Annotated in this window: 13 protein-coding genes; 11 read left to right on the forward strand and 2 right to left on the reverse strand. The window is 62.3% G+C overall.

All coding sequences use genetic code 11. The features are described from left to right. Nucleotides 1-14: 14 nt before the first annotated feature. Nucleotides 15-2,717 carry a [protein-PII] uridylyltransferase gene (locus NGM28_RS14400; protein ID WP_240063843.1) on the reverse strand — a complete coding sequence of 901 codons (2,703 nt, stop codon included), beginning with the start codon at nucleotides 2,715-2,717 and terminating at the stop codon, nucleotides 15-17. A 26-nt stretch (nucleotides 2,718-2,743) separates the two neighbouring features. Next, nucleotides 2,744-3,526 (reverse strand): type I methionyl aminopeptidase, encoded by a 783-nt coding sequence (gene map, locus NGM28_RS14405; RefSeq protein ID WP_240063842.1) that lies wholly within the window; start codon nucleotides 3,524-3,526, stop codon nucleotides 2,744-2,746. Between the two features lie 347 nt (nucleotides 3,527-3,873). On the opposite strand from map, the gene rpsB reads away from it, so the two are divergent. The 11 genes from rpsB to lpxD all read left to right on the forward strand — a co-directional run bounded on the left by rpsB (nucleotide 3,874) and on the right by lpxD (nucleotide 15,354). Continuing rightward, nucleotides 3,874-4,611 carry a 30S ribosomal protein S2 gene (rpsB, locus tag NGM28_RS14410; protein WP_252090563.1) on the forward strand — a complete coding sequence of 246 codons (738 nt, stop codon included), beginning with the start codon at nucleotides 3,874-3,876 and terminating at the stop codon, nucleotides 4,609-4,611. A 187-nt stretch (nucleotides 4,612-4,798) separates the two neighbouring features. Next, nucleotides 4,799-5,662 (forward strand): translation elongation factor Ts, encoded by an 864-nt coding sequence (tsf, locus tag NGM28_RS14415; protein ID WP_011535279.1) that lies wholly within the window; start codon nucleotides 4,799-4,801, stop codon nucleotides 5,660-5,662. Between the two features lie 181 nt (nucleotides 5,663-5,843). Beyond that, the gene (pyrH, locus tag NGM28_RS14420; RefSeq protein WP_011535278.1) at nucleotides 5,844-6,587 is read left to right on the forward strand and encodes a UMP kinase; all 744 of its coding nucleotides are present in this window, start codon (nucleotides 5,844-5,846) and stop codon (nucleotides 6,585-6,587) included. Further along, nucleotides 6,584-7,141 carry a ribosome recycling factor gene (gene frr, locus NGM28_RS14425; RefSeq protein WP_011535277.1) on the forward strand — a complete coding sequence of 186 codons (558 nt, stop codon included), beginning with the start codon at nucleotides 6,584-6,586 and terminating at the stop codon, nucleotides 7,139-7,141. The genes pyrH and frr overlap by 4 nt, the downstream gene beginning before the upstream one ends. A gap of 15 nt (nucleotides 7,142-7,156) precedes the next feature. Next, nucleotides 7,157-7,912, forward strand: a complete 756-nt coding sequence (gene uppS / locus NGM28_RS14430; RefSeq protein ID WP_240063841.1) for a polyprenyl diphosphate synthase — start codon at nucleotides 7,157-7,159, stop codon at nucleotides 7,910-7,912. Then, on the forward strand, nucleotides 7,912-8,727 hold the full coding sequence (locus NGM28_RS14435) for a phosphatidate cytidylyltransferase (RefSeq protein WP_011535275.1): 816 nt from the start codon (nucleotides 7,912-7,914) through the stop codon (nucleotides 8,725-8,727). Before uppS ends, NGM28_RS14435 begins: the two co-directional genes overlap by 1 nt. Continuing rightward, entirely contained in the window at nucleotides 8,724-9,914 is a 1,191-nt protein-coding gene (ispC, locus tag NGM28_RS14440) for a 1-deoxy-D-xylulose-5-phosphate reductoisomerase (RefSeq protein WP_252090564.1), read from the forward strand. Before NGM28_RS14435 ends, ispC begins: the two co-directional genes overlap by 4 nt. Nucleotides 9,915-9,957: 43 nt before the next feature. Beyond that, complete coding sequence (gene rseP, locus NGM28_RS14445; protein ID WP_252090565.1) at nucleotides 9,958-11,310, forward strand: sigma E protease regulator RseP; 1,353 nt, start codon at nucleotides 9,958-9,960, stop codon at nucleotides 11,308-11,310. 75 nt (nucleotides 11,311-11,385) lie between these two features. Next, nucleotides 11,386-13,749, forward strand: a complete 2,364-nt coding sequence (gene bamA, locus NGM28_RS14450; RefSeq protein WP_011535272.1) for an outer membrane protein assembly factor BamA — start codon at nucleotides 11,386-11,388, stop codon at nucleotides 13,747-13,749. 44 nt (nucleotides 13,750-13,793) lie between these two features. Then, nucleotides 13,794-14,297, forward strand: a complete 504-nt coding sequence (locus tag NGM28_RS14455) for an OmpH/Skp family outer membrane protein (protein WP_011535271.1) — start codon at nucleotides 13,794-13,796, stop codon at nucleotides 14,295-14,297. Nucleotide 14,298: 1 nt separating this feature from the next. Continuing rightward, the gene (gene lpxD, locus NGM28_RS14460) at nucleotides 14,299-15,354 is read left to right on the forward strand and encodes a UDP-3-O-(3-hydroxymyristoyl)glucosamine N-acyltransferase (protein WP_252090566.1); all 1,056 of its coding nucleotides are present in this window, start codon (nucleotides 14,299-14,301) and stop codon (nucleotides 15,352-15,354) included. Nucleotides 15,355-15,459 lie beyond the last annotated feature (105 nt).

Below are 15,459 nucleotides of genomic sequence, written 5' to 3' on the forward strand. Positions count from 1 at the left end.
AGGTCTCGTAATCGTCAAAAGGTCATGCGGGAAGGGCTGGCTTCGCTGGCCTGGCCGGCCTGCAACTGCTGGACGATGGCCTCCTGCAGGCGGCTGCACAGCTGCGGGTCGGACAGCGGCTGGTTATCGGCGTCGGTGATGAAGAACACGTCCTCCACCCGTTCGCCGAGGGTGGCGATCTTGGCGTTTTGCAGCGACAGGTCGAACTCCAGGAAGATCCGCCCGATTCGTGCCAGCAGGCCGGGGCGGTCGGGGGCGGTGATCTCGAGAATGGTCACCGGGCGCTGGGCATCGTTGAGGATGGTCACCTGGGGTGGGAAGTCGAAGTGCTTGAGCTGGCGCGGTACTCGGCGCTGGATGATCGCCGGGTAGTCCTCGGGGGTACGCAACGCTTCGGTCAGGCCATCGCGGATCTGCTTGACCCGCTGCGGGTTGTCGCCGATCGAGCCGCCGTCGTTGTCGAGCACGATGTAGGTGTCGAGGGTGAACTGGCTGCTGGAGGTGATGATGCGGGCGTCATGGATGTTCAGGTTGAGCTGCGCCATGGCGGCCACGGTCACGGCGAAGAAGTCGTGCTGGTCGGGGGCGTAGATGAAAATCTGCGTGCCGCCCTCGAACTCGCGCTGGGTGGTTTCCTTGATCAGCACCAGCGGGCCGCTGTCGGCGGGCTGCTGGAGGATGGCATCACTGTGCCAGGCCACGTCGGCGGCGTTGTGCTTGAGGAAGTAATCGTCACCCAGTTGCGACCAGAGCTGCTCGACATCGTCCGGGTCGGTGCCTTCGCGCACCAGGATATCCAGCGCGGCGCTCTGGGTCTGGCGAATCTGCTCCTCGCGGTCCAGCGGGTTTTCCAGGCCCCGGCGCAAGGCACGCTTGGTTTCGGTGTAGAGCTGGCGCAGCAGGCTCGCGCGCCAGGAGTTCCACAGGCTGGGGTTGGTGGCGTTGATGTCGGCCACGGTCAGCACGTAGAGGTAGTCCAGGCGTGTCTCGTCGCCCACGTGCAGGGCGAAATCGTTGATCACCTGCGGGTCGGACAGGTCCTTGCGCTGGGCGGTGGTGGACATCACCAGGTGGTTCAGCACCAGCCAGACGATCAGGCGGCTGTCCCAGGCGGGCAGCTGGTGGCGGGCACAGAAGGCCTGGGCATCCACCGCGCCGAGTTCGGAGTGATCGCCCTGGCGACCCTTGCCGATGTCATGGTACAGGCCGGCCAGGTAGATCAGCTCGGGCTTGGGCAGGCGGCCCATGAGCTTGCTGGCCAGTGGGAATTTCTCCGAAACCGGGGTGTACTGCAGCTTGCGCAGGTGCTTGATCAGGTTGAGGGTGTGCGCGTCGACCGTATAGATGTGGAACAGGTCGTGTTGCATCTGCCCGACGATCAGGCCGAACTCCGGCAGGTAGCGGCCGAGGATGCCGTAGCGGTTCATTCGCCGCAGGTTGCGATGGATGCCGATTTCGCACTTGAACAGCTCGATGAACAGGCTGGTGTTGCGGATATCGTTGCGGAACTTGTCGTCGATCAGGTGGCGGTGTTCGCGCAACAGGCGCACGGTGTCGGCGCGCACGCCCTTGATCTCGGGGTGCTGGGCCATCAGCACGAAGATTTCCAGCATGGCGAACGGCGTGCGTTTGAACACGTTCGGATTGACCGCTTCTATATAGCCGTCATGCAGGCGGAAGCGGGCATTGAGCGGTTGCGTGGTGCCGCTGTCGTCGTCGGCGAGGATCACTTCCTCGAAATGCTGGATGATCAGGTCGCACAGCTGGCTGATGCTCATCACCACCCGGTAGTACTGCTGCATGAACTGTTCGATGGCGCGTTTGGGGTTCTCGTCGTTGAAGCCCAGCAGCGTTGCGATGCTGCGCTGGTGGTCGAACAGCAGGCGATCCTCGGCGCGCCCGGCGAGCATGTGCAGGGCATAGCGCACGCGCCAGAGGAAGGCTTGGGACGAAGCTAGCAGTTCGTTCTCGCTCTCCAGCAGGAAATCCTCGCCGGCCAGGGCATGCAGGTTCAGCGTGCCGTACTGGCGGCGCGCCACCCATAGCACCGTCTGGATATCGCGCAGGCCGCCCGGGCCACCCTTGACGTTGGGCTCGAGGTTGTACTCGGTGTCGTTGTACTTGTGGTGGCGGGCCTTGAGCTCGGCGCGCTTGGCCAGGAAGAACTCCTTGCTCGGCCACATGTGCGCGGTGCAGGTGGCATCGAGCATGCGCTGGCGGAGTGGCTCGGGGCCCGCGATGGTGCGGCTTTCCATCAGGTTGGTGATGACCGTCAGGTCGGCCCGGGCCTGTTCGGCGCATTCGTCGACGGTGCGCACGCTCTGGCCGACTTCCAGGCCGATATCCCACAGCAGCGTGAGAAAGCGCTCGATGGCGTCGCGGTACTGTTCGTGCTCGGCGGCATCGAGCAGGATCAGCAGGTCGATGTCGGAGTAGGGGTGCAGTTCGCCCCGGCCGTAGCCGCCCACCGCCACCAGGGCGATGCCCTCCGGGTTGCCCCAGGTGAACTGGTTCCAGGCCTGTTGCAGGATGTTGTCGACGAACCAGGCGCGGTCCTCGATCAGCCGGCGGATCTCGCGGCCTTCACGGAAACGCTTGTCGAGCACTTCGCCGGCCATGCGGATGGCTTTCTTGAAAGCGGCGATGGGGCTTGCCTTGAGGGCCAGTTCCGCCTGGAACTGGCCGCGGTCGAACAGCTCGGGATCCACCTGGGGCATCGAGTCGCGTTCCTGTGATGTGAAGGTCAGGCCGAGGTGCGCGGGATGGTGTCGTCCTTGCGCAGGGTGAAGATCTCGTAGCCCGTGGCGGTCACCACCAGTGTGTGTTCCCACTGGGCCGAAAGCTTGCGGTCCTTGGTGATGGCGGTCCAGCCGTCACCGAGCACTTTGGTGTCGGCCTTGCCCTGGTTGATCATCGGCTCGATGGTGAAGGTCATGCCTTCCTTGAGCTCCATACCGGTGCCGGCCTTGCCGTAGTGCAGGATCTGCGGTTCTTCGTGGAATACCTTGCCGATACCATGGCCGCAGAACTCGCGTACCACCGAGAAACCGTTCTTTTCGGCGTGCTTCTGGATCACTTCGCCGATGTCGCCCAGGCGGCAGCCCGGCTTGACCAGCTCGATGGCCTTGTACATGCACTCCTGCGTCACCTTCGACAGGCGCGCGGCCCACTCCGGGACCTCGCCGACGTGGAACATGCGGCTGGTATCGCCGTGGTAGCCGTCCTTGATCACGGTGATGTCGATATTGAGGGTGTCGCCCTTCTTCAACGGCTTGTCGTTGGGGATGCCGTGGCACACCACGTGATTGATCGAGGTGCAGATCGACTTCGGGTAGCCCTTGTAGTTGAGCGGTGCCGGAATGGCCTGCTGGACGTTGACGATGTAGTCGTGGCAGATGCGGTCGAGCGCTTCGGTGGTGATGCCGGGCTTGACGTGTTCCTCGATCATCTCGAGGACTTCGGCGGCCAGGCGGCCGGCGACGCGCATCTTCTCGATGTCTTCTGCGGTCTTGATGGTGACGGTCATTACAGGCTCTCTACGGCGCCGCGTGCGGCGCGAACGAACGGGAAAGGCCGGATTCTACCAGAGCATGGCGGCGATCTGGCGGGATAATCCCGAGGATCCAGTGGTCTATTGAAGGCATTCTGGCCCTAAAGCCCGGGTGCTGCAAAAGCCGCTGACGGACGAATCATTATTCGGGTTTCGTTCGTGCGTGGTCTGTGGTATAAAATGCGCCGCTTTCGGGGGATGACCTCCGTAAGCTCAAACCCACACACGTGTCGACACGATGGCCTGGGTGCCCGGTCTCCTCGGAGATGCGGGTTGGTCATTGGGATACGTGGAGGCCCAACCCGACTTATCAAGGAACTATCATGTCCCAAGTCAACATGCGCGATATGCTGAAGGCCGGTGTGCACTTCGGCCACCAGACCCGTTACTGGAACCCGAAGATGGGCAAGTACATTTTCGGCGCGCGTAACAAGATTCACATCATCAACCTGGAAAAAACCCTGCCGATGTTCAACGAAGCTCTGTCCTTCGTAGAGCGCCTGGCCCAGGGCAAGAACAAGATCATGTTCGTCGGCACCAAGCGTTCCGCCGGCAAGATCGTCGCCGAGCAAGCTGCTCGTTGCGGTTCGCCATACGTTGACCACCGCTGGTTGGGCGGCATGCTGACCAACTACAAGACCATCCGCGCTTCGATCAAGCGTCTGCGCGACCTGGAAACCCAGGCCGAAGACGGCACTTTCGCCAAGCTGACCAAGAAAGAAGCCCTGATGCGTTCCCGCGACCTGGAAAAACTGGATCGCAGCCTGGGTGGTATCAAGGACATGGGCGGCCTGCCTGATGCCCTGTTCGTGATCGACGTCGACCACGAGCGCATTGCCATCACCGAAGCCAACAAGCTGGGCATCCCGGTCATCGGCGTTGTCGATACCAACAGCAGCCCGGAAGGTGTTGACTTCGTTATCCCAGGTAACGATGACGCCATTCGCGCCATCGAGCTGTACATGACTTCGATGGCTGACGCTGTCATCCGCGGCCGCAACAACGTTGCTGGCGGCACCGAAGTCTACGCTGAAGAAGCGGCTGCACCGGCTGCTGAGTAATTGACGCTTAGCGTCTGACTTGGCACGCAAAAAGGGGGCTTGGCCCCCTTTTTGCCACCTTGAAATCCTGCTGTCAGCGTTGGTCCCGCATCATGGGCCTGCTGAAGTAAAAACAGCGGATTTGCAGAATTTAACGCCCGTGAAGAGCGGGTGGAATGGTTGAAAAACTTTCCAAGAGGATTTTGAAATGGCAGCAATTACTGCGGCGCTGGTCAAAGAACTGCGCGAGCGTACCGGCGAAGGCATGATGGATTGCAAGAAGGCCCTGGAAAAGGCCGGCGGCGACATCGAGAAAGCCATTGACGACATGCGTGCCTCGGGCGCCATCAAGGCCGCCAAGAAAGCTGGCAACGTTGCCGCTGAAGGCGCTATCGCCGTCAAGACCGACGGCAAAGCCGCTGTCCTGCTGGAAGTGAACTCGCAGACCGACTTCCTGGCCCTGCAAGACGACTTCAAGAACTTCGTTGCCGAAAGCATCGAAGAAGCCTTCGCCCAGAAGCTGACCGACGCCGCTCCGCTGATCGCCTCGCGCGAATCCGCGCGTGAAGCCCTGGTTGCCAAGTGCGGCGAAAACGTCAACATCCGTCGCCTGGTGCGCGTAGAAGGCGACGTTGTCGGCGCCTACCTGCACGGCAACAAGATCGGTGCTGTCGTTGTCCTGAAAGGCGGCGACGTCGAGCTGGCCAAGAACATCGCCATGCACGTTGCAGCGTCGAACCCAGAGTTCCTGGACGCGTCGGAAATCTCCGCCGAGGCCATCGAGCGCGAGAAGAACGTCTTCCTGCAGCTGAATGCCGACAAGATCGCTGGCAAGCCGGAAAACATCGTTGAGAACATGATCAACGGCCGTATCACCAAGTTCAAGGCCGAAGCCTCGCTGAAAGAGCAAGCTTTCGTCATGAACCCGGAAGTCAAGGTTGGCGAGCTGGCCAAGAAAGCCGGTGCTGAAATCGTTTCCTTCACCTACTTCAAGGTTGGCGAAGGCATCGAGAAGCCGGTTGACAACTTCGCTGAAGAAGTTGCCGCCCAGGTAGCTGCCGCCAAGCAGTAAGACAGACGCGTCTGTCGCCCCAAAGAGGCTGCCCGCTCACGCGCGCAGCCTCTTTGTCAAAACGGCCGCGGGTTTATAAAGCCCAAGGCTGCTGGCACTGAAGCAGTGCCACGCTACAGTTAGCAGGCTGTAAACAGCCCGCACGGAATTTTCTAAAAGTACGCCGCAGGAGAGACTCGCAATGGCTCAGCAGGTGAGTGGTCGCCAACCTCGCTATAAACGCATTTTGCTCAAACTTAGCGGCGAGGCCCTGATGGGCTCGGAAGACTTCGGGATCGACCCGAAGGTGCTGGATCGCATGGCCCTGGAAATCGGCCAGCTGGTCGGGATCGGTGTCCAGGTGGGCCTGGTGATCGGTGGTGGCAACCTGTTCCGCGGCGCGGCGCTCAGCGCGGCCGGCATGGACCGTGTCACCGGCGACCACATGGGCATGCTGGCTACCGTGATGAACGGCCTGGCCATGCGTGACGCCTTGGAGCGCTCGAACATCCCGGCGCTGGTCATGTCGGCCATTTCCATGGTTGGCGTCACCGATCATTACGATCGTCGCAAAGCTATTCGCCACCTCAACACCGGGGATGTGGTAATTTTCTCCGCCGGTACTGGCAACCCGTTCTTCACCACCGACTCCGCAGCGTGCCTGCGCGCGATCGAAATCGACGCCGATGTGGTGCTGAAGGCGACCAAAGTCGACGGTGTGTACACTGCCGACCCATTCAAGGACCCGCACGCCGAGAAGTTCGATCACCTCACCTACGACGAGGTGCTGGACCGCAAGCTCGGTGTCATGGACTTGACCGCAATCTGCCTGTGCCGCGACCACAAGATGCCATTGCGGGTATTCAACATGAACAAGCCTGGCGCCCTGCTGAACATCGTGGTGGGTGGCGCTGAAGGTACTCTGATCGAGGAAGGCCAAGCATGATCAACGACATCAAGAAAGACGCGCAGGAGCGCATGGGCAAGTCCATCGAGGCCCTGGGCCGCAACCTGGCGTCCATCCGCACCGGCCGTGCCCACCCAAGCATCCTGGACAGCGTCAAGGTCCCGGCCTGGGGCAGCGACATGCCGCTGAACCAGGTGGCCGCGATCACCGTCGAGGATGCCCGCACCCTGAAGATCGTCGCTCATGACAAGAACCTGAGCGCCGCCATCGAGAAGGCCATCCTGACCTCCGACCTGGGCCTGAATCCCTCCAGCGCCGGCACCACCATCCGCGTACCGATGCCGGCCCTGACCGAAGAAACCCGCAAGGGTTACACCAAGCAGGCCAGCAGTGTTGCCGAAGACGCCAAGGTCGCCGTGCGCAACGTGCGCCGTGATGCCCTGGCCGATCTGAAGAAGCTGACCAAGGACAAGGAAATCAGCGAAGACGAAGAACGTCGCGCCGCTGACGAGATCCAGAAGCTGACCGACAAGTTCGTCGCCGAAATCGACGCTGCGTTCAAAGCCAAGGAAAAGGACCTGTTGGCCGTCTAAGGCCGAGGTTTTTTAATGGAAAAGACCAAGCTGGCGGCACCGGGCTCGGTGCCGCGTCACGTCGCGATCATCATGGATGGCAATAATCGCTGGGCGAAGAAGCGTCTTCTGCCCGGTGTTGCCGGGCACAAGGCTGGCGTCGATGCCGTGCGTGCGGTCATCGAAGTCTGTGCCCAGTCCGGGGTCGAGGTGCTGACCCTGTTCGCCTTCTCCAGTGAGAACTGGCAGCGTCCGGCGGAAGAGGTGGGGGCGTTGATGGAGCTGTTCTTCTCGGCGTTGCGCCGTGAAGCCAAGCGCCTCAACGAGAACAACATCAGCCTGCGCATCATTGGTGACCGTTCGCGCTTCCATCCGGAGCTGCAGGCGGCCATGCGCGAGGCTGAGGCGCTGACGGCCGGCAACAACCGCTTCATCCTGCAGATCGCCGCCAACTATGGCGGTCAGTGGGATATCGCCCAGGCCGCACAGCGCCTGGCGCGTGAGGTTCAGGCCGGCCACCTGCGTCCGGACGACATCACGCCTGACCTGTTGCAGACCTGCCTGGCCACCGGCGACCTGCCGTTGCCCGACCTGTGCATTCGTACCGGTGGCGAGCGCCGCATCAGCAACTTCCTGCTGTGGCAGCTGGCCTATGCCGAGCTGTATTTCTCCGACCTGTTCTGGCCGGACTTCAAACACGAGGCCATGCGCACCGCGCTGGCCGATTTCGCTTCGCGCCAGCGCCGCTTCGGTAAGACCAGCGAGCAGGTCGAGGCTGGAGCTCGTGCTTAATGCTTAAACAACGCATCATTACTGCGCTGATCCTGCTACCGGTCGCGTTGGGTGGGTTCTTCCTGCTCAATGGTGGCGATTTCGCGCTGTTCATCGGCTTCGTGGTCACGCTGGGCGCCTGGGAGTGGGCCCGCCTGGCCGGCCTGGTGGCCCAGTCCGTGCGTATCGCATACGCCGCGGTGGTCGCCGGGGCGCTGATGCTGCTCTACCTGATGCCAGACCTCGCGCCTTGGGTGCTGGGGGCTTCGGTGATCTGGTGGGCCCTGGCCACCTGGCTGGTGCTCACCTATCCGCGCAGCAACGATTTGTGGAGCAGCGCTGCCTGTCGCCTGCTCATCGGCCTGCTGGTGCTGCTGCCGGCCTGGCAAGGGCTGGTGCTGCTCAAGCACTGGCCGCTGGGCAACTGGTTGATCCTGGCGGTCATGGTGCTGGTGTGGGCTGCGGACATCGGCGCCTACTTCTCCGGGCGGGCCTTCGGCAAGCGCAAGCTGGCGCCGCAGGTCAGCCCCGGCAAAAGCTGGGAGGGTGTGTACGGCGGCCTGGTGGTCAGCCTGTTGATCACCCTGGGCGTCGGCCTGGCGCGGGACTGGAGTGTCGGCCAACTGCTGCTGGGGCTGCTGGGAGCGGTCGTGGTGGTGATGTCCTCGGTGGTGGGTGACCTGACCGAGAGCATGTTCAAGCGCCGTGAAGGCATCAAGGACAGCAGCAACTTGCTGCCTGGCCATGGCGGCGTGCTCGATCGCATCGACAGCCTGACTGCGGCCATCCCGATGTTCGCTGTACTGCTGTGGGCTGCCGAGTGGGGTGTGATGTGAGCCGTCTTCAACGCATAACCGTGCTGGGTGCCACGGGCTCCATTGGCTTGAGCACCCTTGATGTCATTGCCCGGCACCCTGATCGCTACCAGGTGTTCGCCCTGAGCGGCTACTCCCGCCTCGACGAGTTGCTGGCTTTGTGCGAGCGCCATCGGCCTGCCTATGCAGTCGTTCCCTCCGCGGATGCCGCAGCGCGCTTGCGCGAGGGGTTGGCGCGTGCAGGTTGCGCCACCGAGGTTCTCGAAGGTGAGGCCGGGCTCTGCCAGGTGGCGGCGGCATCTGAAGTGGATACCGTGATGGCCGCCATTGTCGGCGCTGCCGGGCTGCGGCCGACGCTGGCGGCGGTCGAGGCCGGCAAGAAGGTCCTGCTGGCCAACAAGGAAGCGCTGGTGATGTCCGGCGCCTTGTTCATGGATGCGGTACGGCGCAGTGGTGCGGTGCTGCTGCCGATCGACAGCGAGCACAACGCAATTTTCCAATGCATGCCTACCGACTTTGCCCGCGGGCTAGGTAATGTCGGCGTGCGGCGCATCCTGCTGACCGCCTCGGGCGGCCCGTTCCGCGAAACGCCCGTGGCGGCGCTGCAGGGTGTCACGCCGGAGCAGGCGTGCGCCCACCCCAACTGGTCCATGGGGCGCAAGATCTCGGTCGATTCGGCAAGCATGTTGAACAAGGGGCTGGAACTGATCGAAGCCTGCTGGCTGTTCGACGCCAAGCCAGCCCAGGTCGAGGTGGTGGTGCACCCGCAAAGTGTCATCCACTCGCTGGTGGATTACGTCGATGGCTCGGTGCTCGCCCAGCTGGGCAACCCGGACATGCGCACGCCAATCACCAACGCCCTGGCCTGGCCCGAGCGCATCGACTCCGGTGTGGCGCCGCTGGACCTGTTCGCCATCGCTCGTTTGGATTTCCAGGCGCCCGACGAACTGCGCTTCCCTTGCCTGCGCCTGGCGCGTCAGGCTGCCGAGGCCGGCAACAGTGCGCCCGCCGTGCTCAATGCCGCCAACGAAGTGGCGGTGGATGCGTTTCTCCAGCGGCGTATCCGCTTCCCGGAGATCGCGGGTATGATCGAGCAGGTGCTCGACCAGGAGCCTGTGGTACCGCTCACCACGCTGGATGCGGTGTTCGCCGCCGACCAGCGTGCCCGGGAACTGTCCCGGGAATGGTTGAGGCGCCACGGCCGCTGATCCGCGGTGGCCCGCCACGCCGAACGTCATCCGGAGATAGGACATGACTGCGCTCTACATGATTATCGGCACCCTGGTGGCTTTGGGTGTGCTGGTCACCTTCCATGAATTCGGCCACTTCTGGGTGGCGCGTCGTTGTGGGGTCACGGTGCTGCGCTTCTCGGTGGGCTTCGGTACGCCGTTGATACGCTGGCATGACCGGCACGGCACCGAGTTCGTGGTCGCGGCGATCCCGCTGGGCGGTTACGTCAAGATGCTCGACGAGCGTGAGGGTGAAGTCCCGCCTGCGCTGGTCGAGCAATCGTTCAACCGCAAGTCGGTGCGCCAGCGTATCGCCATCGTTGCTGCGGGCCCCATCGCCAACTTCCTGCTGGCGATCCTGTTTTTCTGGTTCATCGCCATGCTGGGCACGCAACAGGTGCGCCCGGTCATTGGCGCGGTCGAGGCGGGCAGCCTGGCGGCGACCGCCGGTCTGAACGTCGGGCAGGAGATCGTTTCCATCGATGGCAAGCCGACCAATGGCTGGTCGGCGGTCAATCTGCAATTGGTTCGCCGCCTCGGTGAGAGTGGAACCTTGCGCGTCGGCGTGCTCGACGAGGGTGCCACGGTCGAGCGCCAGCACGATGTTCAGCTGAGCCACTGGCTCAAGGGCGCCGATGAGCCCGATCCGATCCAGTCCCTGGGGCTGCGCCCTTGGCGCCCTGCGGTCGAGCCGGTGCTGGCCGAGATCGATCCCAAAGGCCCGGCCGCCGCGGCAGGGCTCAAGACGGGCGACAAGCTGCTTGCCCTTGATGGCGCCGTGCTGGGTGACTGGCAGCAAGTGGTCGATGCGGTGCGCGCCCGTCCTGAAAGCAAGGTAAGCCTGCGCATCGAGCGTGATGGCGCGCAGCTGGAGGTGCCGGTCACCCTGGCGCGCAAGGGTGAAGGTCAAGCGTCCGGTGGCTACCTGGGCGCTGGCGTCAAGGCGGCGCAATGGCCGGCGCAGATGCTTCGCGAGGTCAGCTACGGGCCGTTGGAGGCCGTGGGGGAGGGGCTTTCGCGTACCTGGAACATGAGTGTCCTGACCCTCGAATCGCTGAAGAAAATGCTGTTCGGAGAGCTCTCGGTAAAAAACTTGAGCGGACCGATAACCATTGCTAAAGTGGCGGGCGCTTCAGCCCAGTCGGGCGTTGGGGATTTCCTGAATTTCCTGGCCTATCTGAGCATAAGCCTGGGGGTTCTGAACCTGCTGCCCATCCCGGTACTGGATGGGGGGCATTTGCTGTTCTACCTGATCGAGTGGGCGCGCGGTCGTCCGCTCTCGGATCGGGTGCAAGGTTGGGGGGTCCAGATCGGTATCAGTTTGGTCGTCGGGGTGATGTTGCTCGCCCTGATCAATGATCTGGGTCGACTATAAAAGCTTCGCTCAATCGCGAAACCTGCCGCCTCATCGCGGCGGGTTGTTTATTGCCAGTTGGAATAAAAGGACTTCATGAAACGTCTGCTGCTAACTGCGGTGCTCTCCGCACTGATGATCGCTGAAGTTCACGCCGAGTCCTTCACCATCTCCGATATTCGTGTCAACGGCTTGCAGCGGGTCTCCGCCGGCAGCGTGTTCGGCGCGTTGCCGCTGAACGTCGGCGACCAGGTCGACGATCGTCGTCTGGTCGACTCCACCCGCTCGCTGTTCAAGACCGGCTTCTTCCAGGACATCCAGCTGAACCGCGACGGCAATGTCCTGATCATCAACGTGGTCGAGCGCCCGTCGGTGTCGAGCATCGAGATCGAAGGCAACAAGGCGATCAGCACCGAAGACCTGATGAAAGGCCTCAAGCAGTCGGGCCTGGCCGAAGGCGAGATCTTCCAGCGTGCCACGCTCGAAGGCGTGCGTAACGAGCTGCAGCGCCAGTACGTCGCGCAAGGCCGCTACTCAGCCGAAGTCGACGCCGAAGTCGTCCCCCAGCCACGCAACCGCGTCGGCCTGAAGATCAAGATCAACGAAGGCACCGTGGCTGCGATCCAGCACATCAACGTGGTGGGCAACACGGTGTTCGACGACGAGACGCTGGGGCAGCTGTTCGAGCTGAAGACCACCAACTGGCTGTCGTTCTTCAAGAACGACGACAAGTACGCCCGCGAAAAACTGTCCGGTGACCTGGAGCGCCTGCGCTCCTACTACCTGGACCGCGGCTACATCAACATGGACATCGCTTCGACCCAGGTGTCGATCACCCCGGACAAGAAGCACGTCTACATCACCGTCAACATCAACGAAGGTGAGAAGTACACCGTTCGCGACGTGAAGCTGTCCGGTGACCTGAAGGTGCCGGAAGACCAGGTCAAGTCGCTGCTGCTGGTGCAGCCAGGCCAGGTGTTCTCGCGCAAGGTGATGACCACTACGTCCGACCTGATCACCCGTCGCCTGGGTAACGAAGGCTACACCTTCGCCAACGTCAACGGCGTGCCGCAACCGAACGACCAGGATCACACCGTCGACATCATGTTCGTGGTCGATCCGGGCAAACGCGCCTACGTCAACCGCATCAACTATCGCGGCAACACCAAGACCGAAGACGAAGTGCTGCGTCGCGAGATGCGTCAGATGGAAGGCGGCTGGGCCTCGACCTACCTGATCGACCAGTCGAAGACCCGCCTCGAGCGCCTGGGCTTCTTCAAGGAAGTCAACGTCGAGACCCCGCCGGTGCCAGGCACCGACGACCAGGTCGACGTCAACTACAGCGTCGAAGAGCAGGCTTCCGGTTCGATCACCGCCAGCGTCGGTTTCGCCCAGAGCGCGGGCCTGATCCTGGGTGGCTCGATCAGCCAGACCAACTTCCTGGGTACCGGTAACAAGGTCTCCATCGGCCTGACCCGTTCCGAATACCAGACCCGCTACAACTTCGGCTTCGTCGACCCCTACTTCACCGCCGACGGTGTCAGCCTGGGTTACAACGCCTTCTACCGCAGCACCAACTACGACGACCTCGACGTCGACGTGGCCAGCTATGCGGTCGACAGCCTGGGTGCCGGTGTCAGCCTCGGCTACCCGATCAGCGAGACCTCGCGCCTGACCTATGGCCTGACCGTCCAGCAGGACAAGCTCAAGACCGGTAAGTACACCGTTGACGAGATCTTTGACTTCGTCGACAAGGAAGGCGACAACTTCCTGAACTTCAAGGCCTCGATCGGCTGGTCCGAATCGACCCTGAACAAAGGCGTGCTGGCAACCCGTGGTCACTCGCAAAGCCTGACACTGGAATCCACCATCCCGGGCAGCGATCTGTCGTTCTACAAGCTCGACTACCGCGGCCAGCTGTTCAAGCCGATCAACAACGACTACACCCTGCGCTTGCACACCGAGCTGGGCTATGGTGATGGTTTCGGTGGCACTTCGGGCCTGCCGTTCTATGAGAACTACTACGCGGGTGGTTTCAACTCCGTACGTGGCTTCAAGGACAGCAGCCTCGGACCACGCAGTACACCTAGCCGTGGTGAAGGCAACCCTGGAGGAAAACCAGGCACCATCGCCGACCCGGATCAGGATCCGCTGCCGTTCGGTGGCAACGTGCTGGTGCAGGGCGGTGTCGAACTGCTGTTCCCGCTGCCGTTCGTCAAGGACCAGCGCTCGCTGCGTACTTCCGTGTTCTGGGACGTGGGTAACGTGTTCGATACCAACTGCGGCAGCAAGCCTGACTGCGCGAAGGTCGGTTTCTCGGACATGGCCAGCTCCGTTGGTCTGGGCGTGACCTGGATTACCGCGCTGGGCCCGCTGAGCTTCAGCCTGGCGATGCCGATCAAGAAGCCGGACGACGCCGACACCCAAGTGTTCCAATTCTCTCTGGGCCAGACCTTCTGAGGTCGGCCCTGGTTTAACGACAACGGTTTATCCAGGAGTTCATCGTGCGTAAGTTGACCCAACTGGCCATCCTGGCCGCGGCGCTGGTCGCCACCCCGGCTTTCGCCGAAATGAAGGTAGCCGTGCTGAACTATCAGATGGCCCTGCTCGAATCCGACGCGGCCAAGAAGTACGCCGTCGACGCCGAGAAAAAATTCGGTCCACAACTGACCAAGCTCAAGGGCCTGGAAAGCAGCGCCAAAGGCATCCAGGACCGCCTGATCAAGGGCGGCGACAAGATGCCACAGCCAGAGCGTGAGCGCCTGGAACTCGAGTTCAAGCAGAAGGCCCGTGACTTCCAGTTCCAATCCAAGGAACTGAATGAGGCCAAGGCCGTTGCCGACCGCGACATGCTCAAGCAGCTCAAGCCCAAGCTCGACGGCGCTGTCGAGGAAGTGATCAAGAAGGGTGGCTTCGACCTGGTGCTCGAGCGCGGCGCGGTCATCGATGTCAAGCCTCAGTACGACATCACCCGCCAAGTCATCGAGCGCATGAACCAAGCGCGTTGATATGACCGTGACCATGACACTCGGCCAGCTGGCCGAGGCCCTCGGGGCTACGCTGAAAGGCCCCGAGGCGCTGCAGATCACCGGGCTGGCCACCTTGCAGGAGGCCGGTTCCGGGCAGTTGAGCTTCCTCGCCAACAAGCAGTACCGCAAATTCCTGGACGACTCCCAGGCCAGCGCGGTGCTGCTCAAGGCAGAGGACGCCGAAGGCTTTGCCGGCAACGCGCTGATCGTGGCCGACCCTTATCTTGCTTATGCGCGCATTTCGCACCTGTTCGATCCAAAGCTCAAGGCTGTAGCGGGAATTCATCCCAGCGCCGTGGTGGCTGAAGATGCGCAGGTCGATGTCAGCGCCAGCATCGGTCCGTTCGCCGTGATCGAAAGCGGTGCCCGCATCGGTGCCGATGTGACCGTCGGTGCCCATTGCTTCATCGGTGCCCGCTGCGTGATCGGCGAAGGTGGTTGGCTCGCGCCGCGCGTCACGCTCTATCACGATGTCACTATCGGCAAGCGTGTGGTGATCCAGTCCGGTGCAGTGATCGGCGGCGAGGGCTTCGGCTTTGCCAACGAGAAGGGTATCTGGCGCAAGATCGCCCAGATTGGCGGTGTGACGTTGGGCGACGACGTGGAAATCGGTGTGAATACCGCCGTGGACCGCGGTGCGCTGTCCGATACGCGTATCGGTGATGGGGTCAAGCTCGACAATCAGATCCAGATCGCCCACAACGTGCAGGTCGGTGACCACACCGCGATGGCGGCTTGCGTCGGGATTTCCGGCAGTACCCGTATCGGCAAGCACTGCATGATTGCCGGTGGTGTCGGCATGGTTGGCCACATCGATGTCTGTGACAACGTATTCGTGTCCGGCATGACCATGGTGACCCGCTCCATCACCGAGCCGGGTGGCTATTCTTCCGGTACGGCCATGCAGCCTTTGGCCGAATGGCGCAAGAGCGCCGCGCGCATTCGCCAGCTGGACGAGATGTCCAAGCGTCTCCAGCAGCTGGAAAAACGAGTTGACACCGTGACCTCAGGTGGCCAGCCGACATCAGAAGGCTGATACCCTTTCCTGAGTGAGCGTTAATAGTCGCTGGCTGGCTCCTCTTTGGATCTGCAAAAGGAGCGTGAGGTCGGTACCTGCGCTCCCTATTCTTATTACAGGCTT

It is taken from the genome of Pseudomonas sp. MWU13-3659 (assembly GCF_023757525.1).
Lineage (GTDB): Bacteria > Pseudomonadota > Gammaproteobacteria > Pseudomonadales > Pseudomonadaceae > Aquipseudomonas > Aquipseudomonas entomophila_E.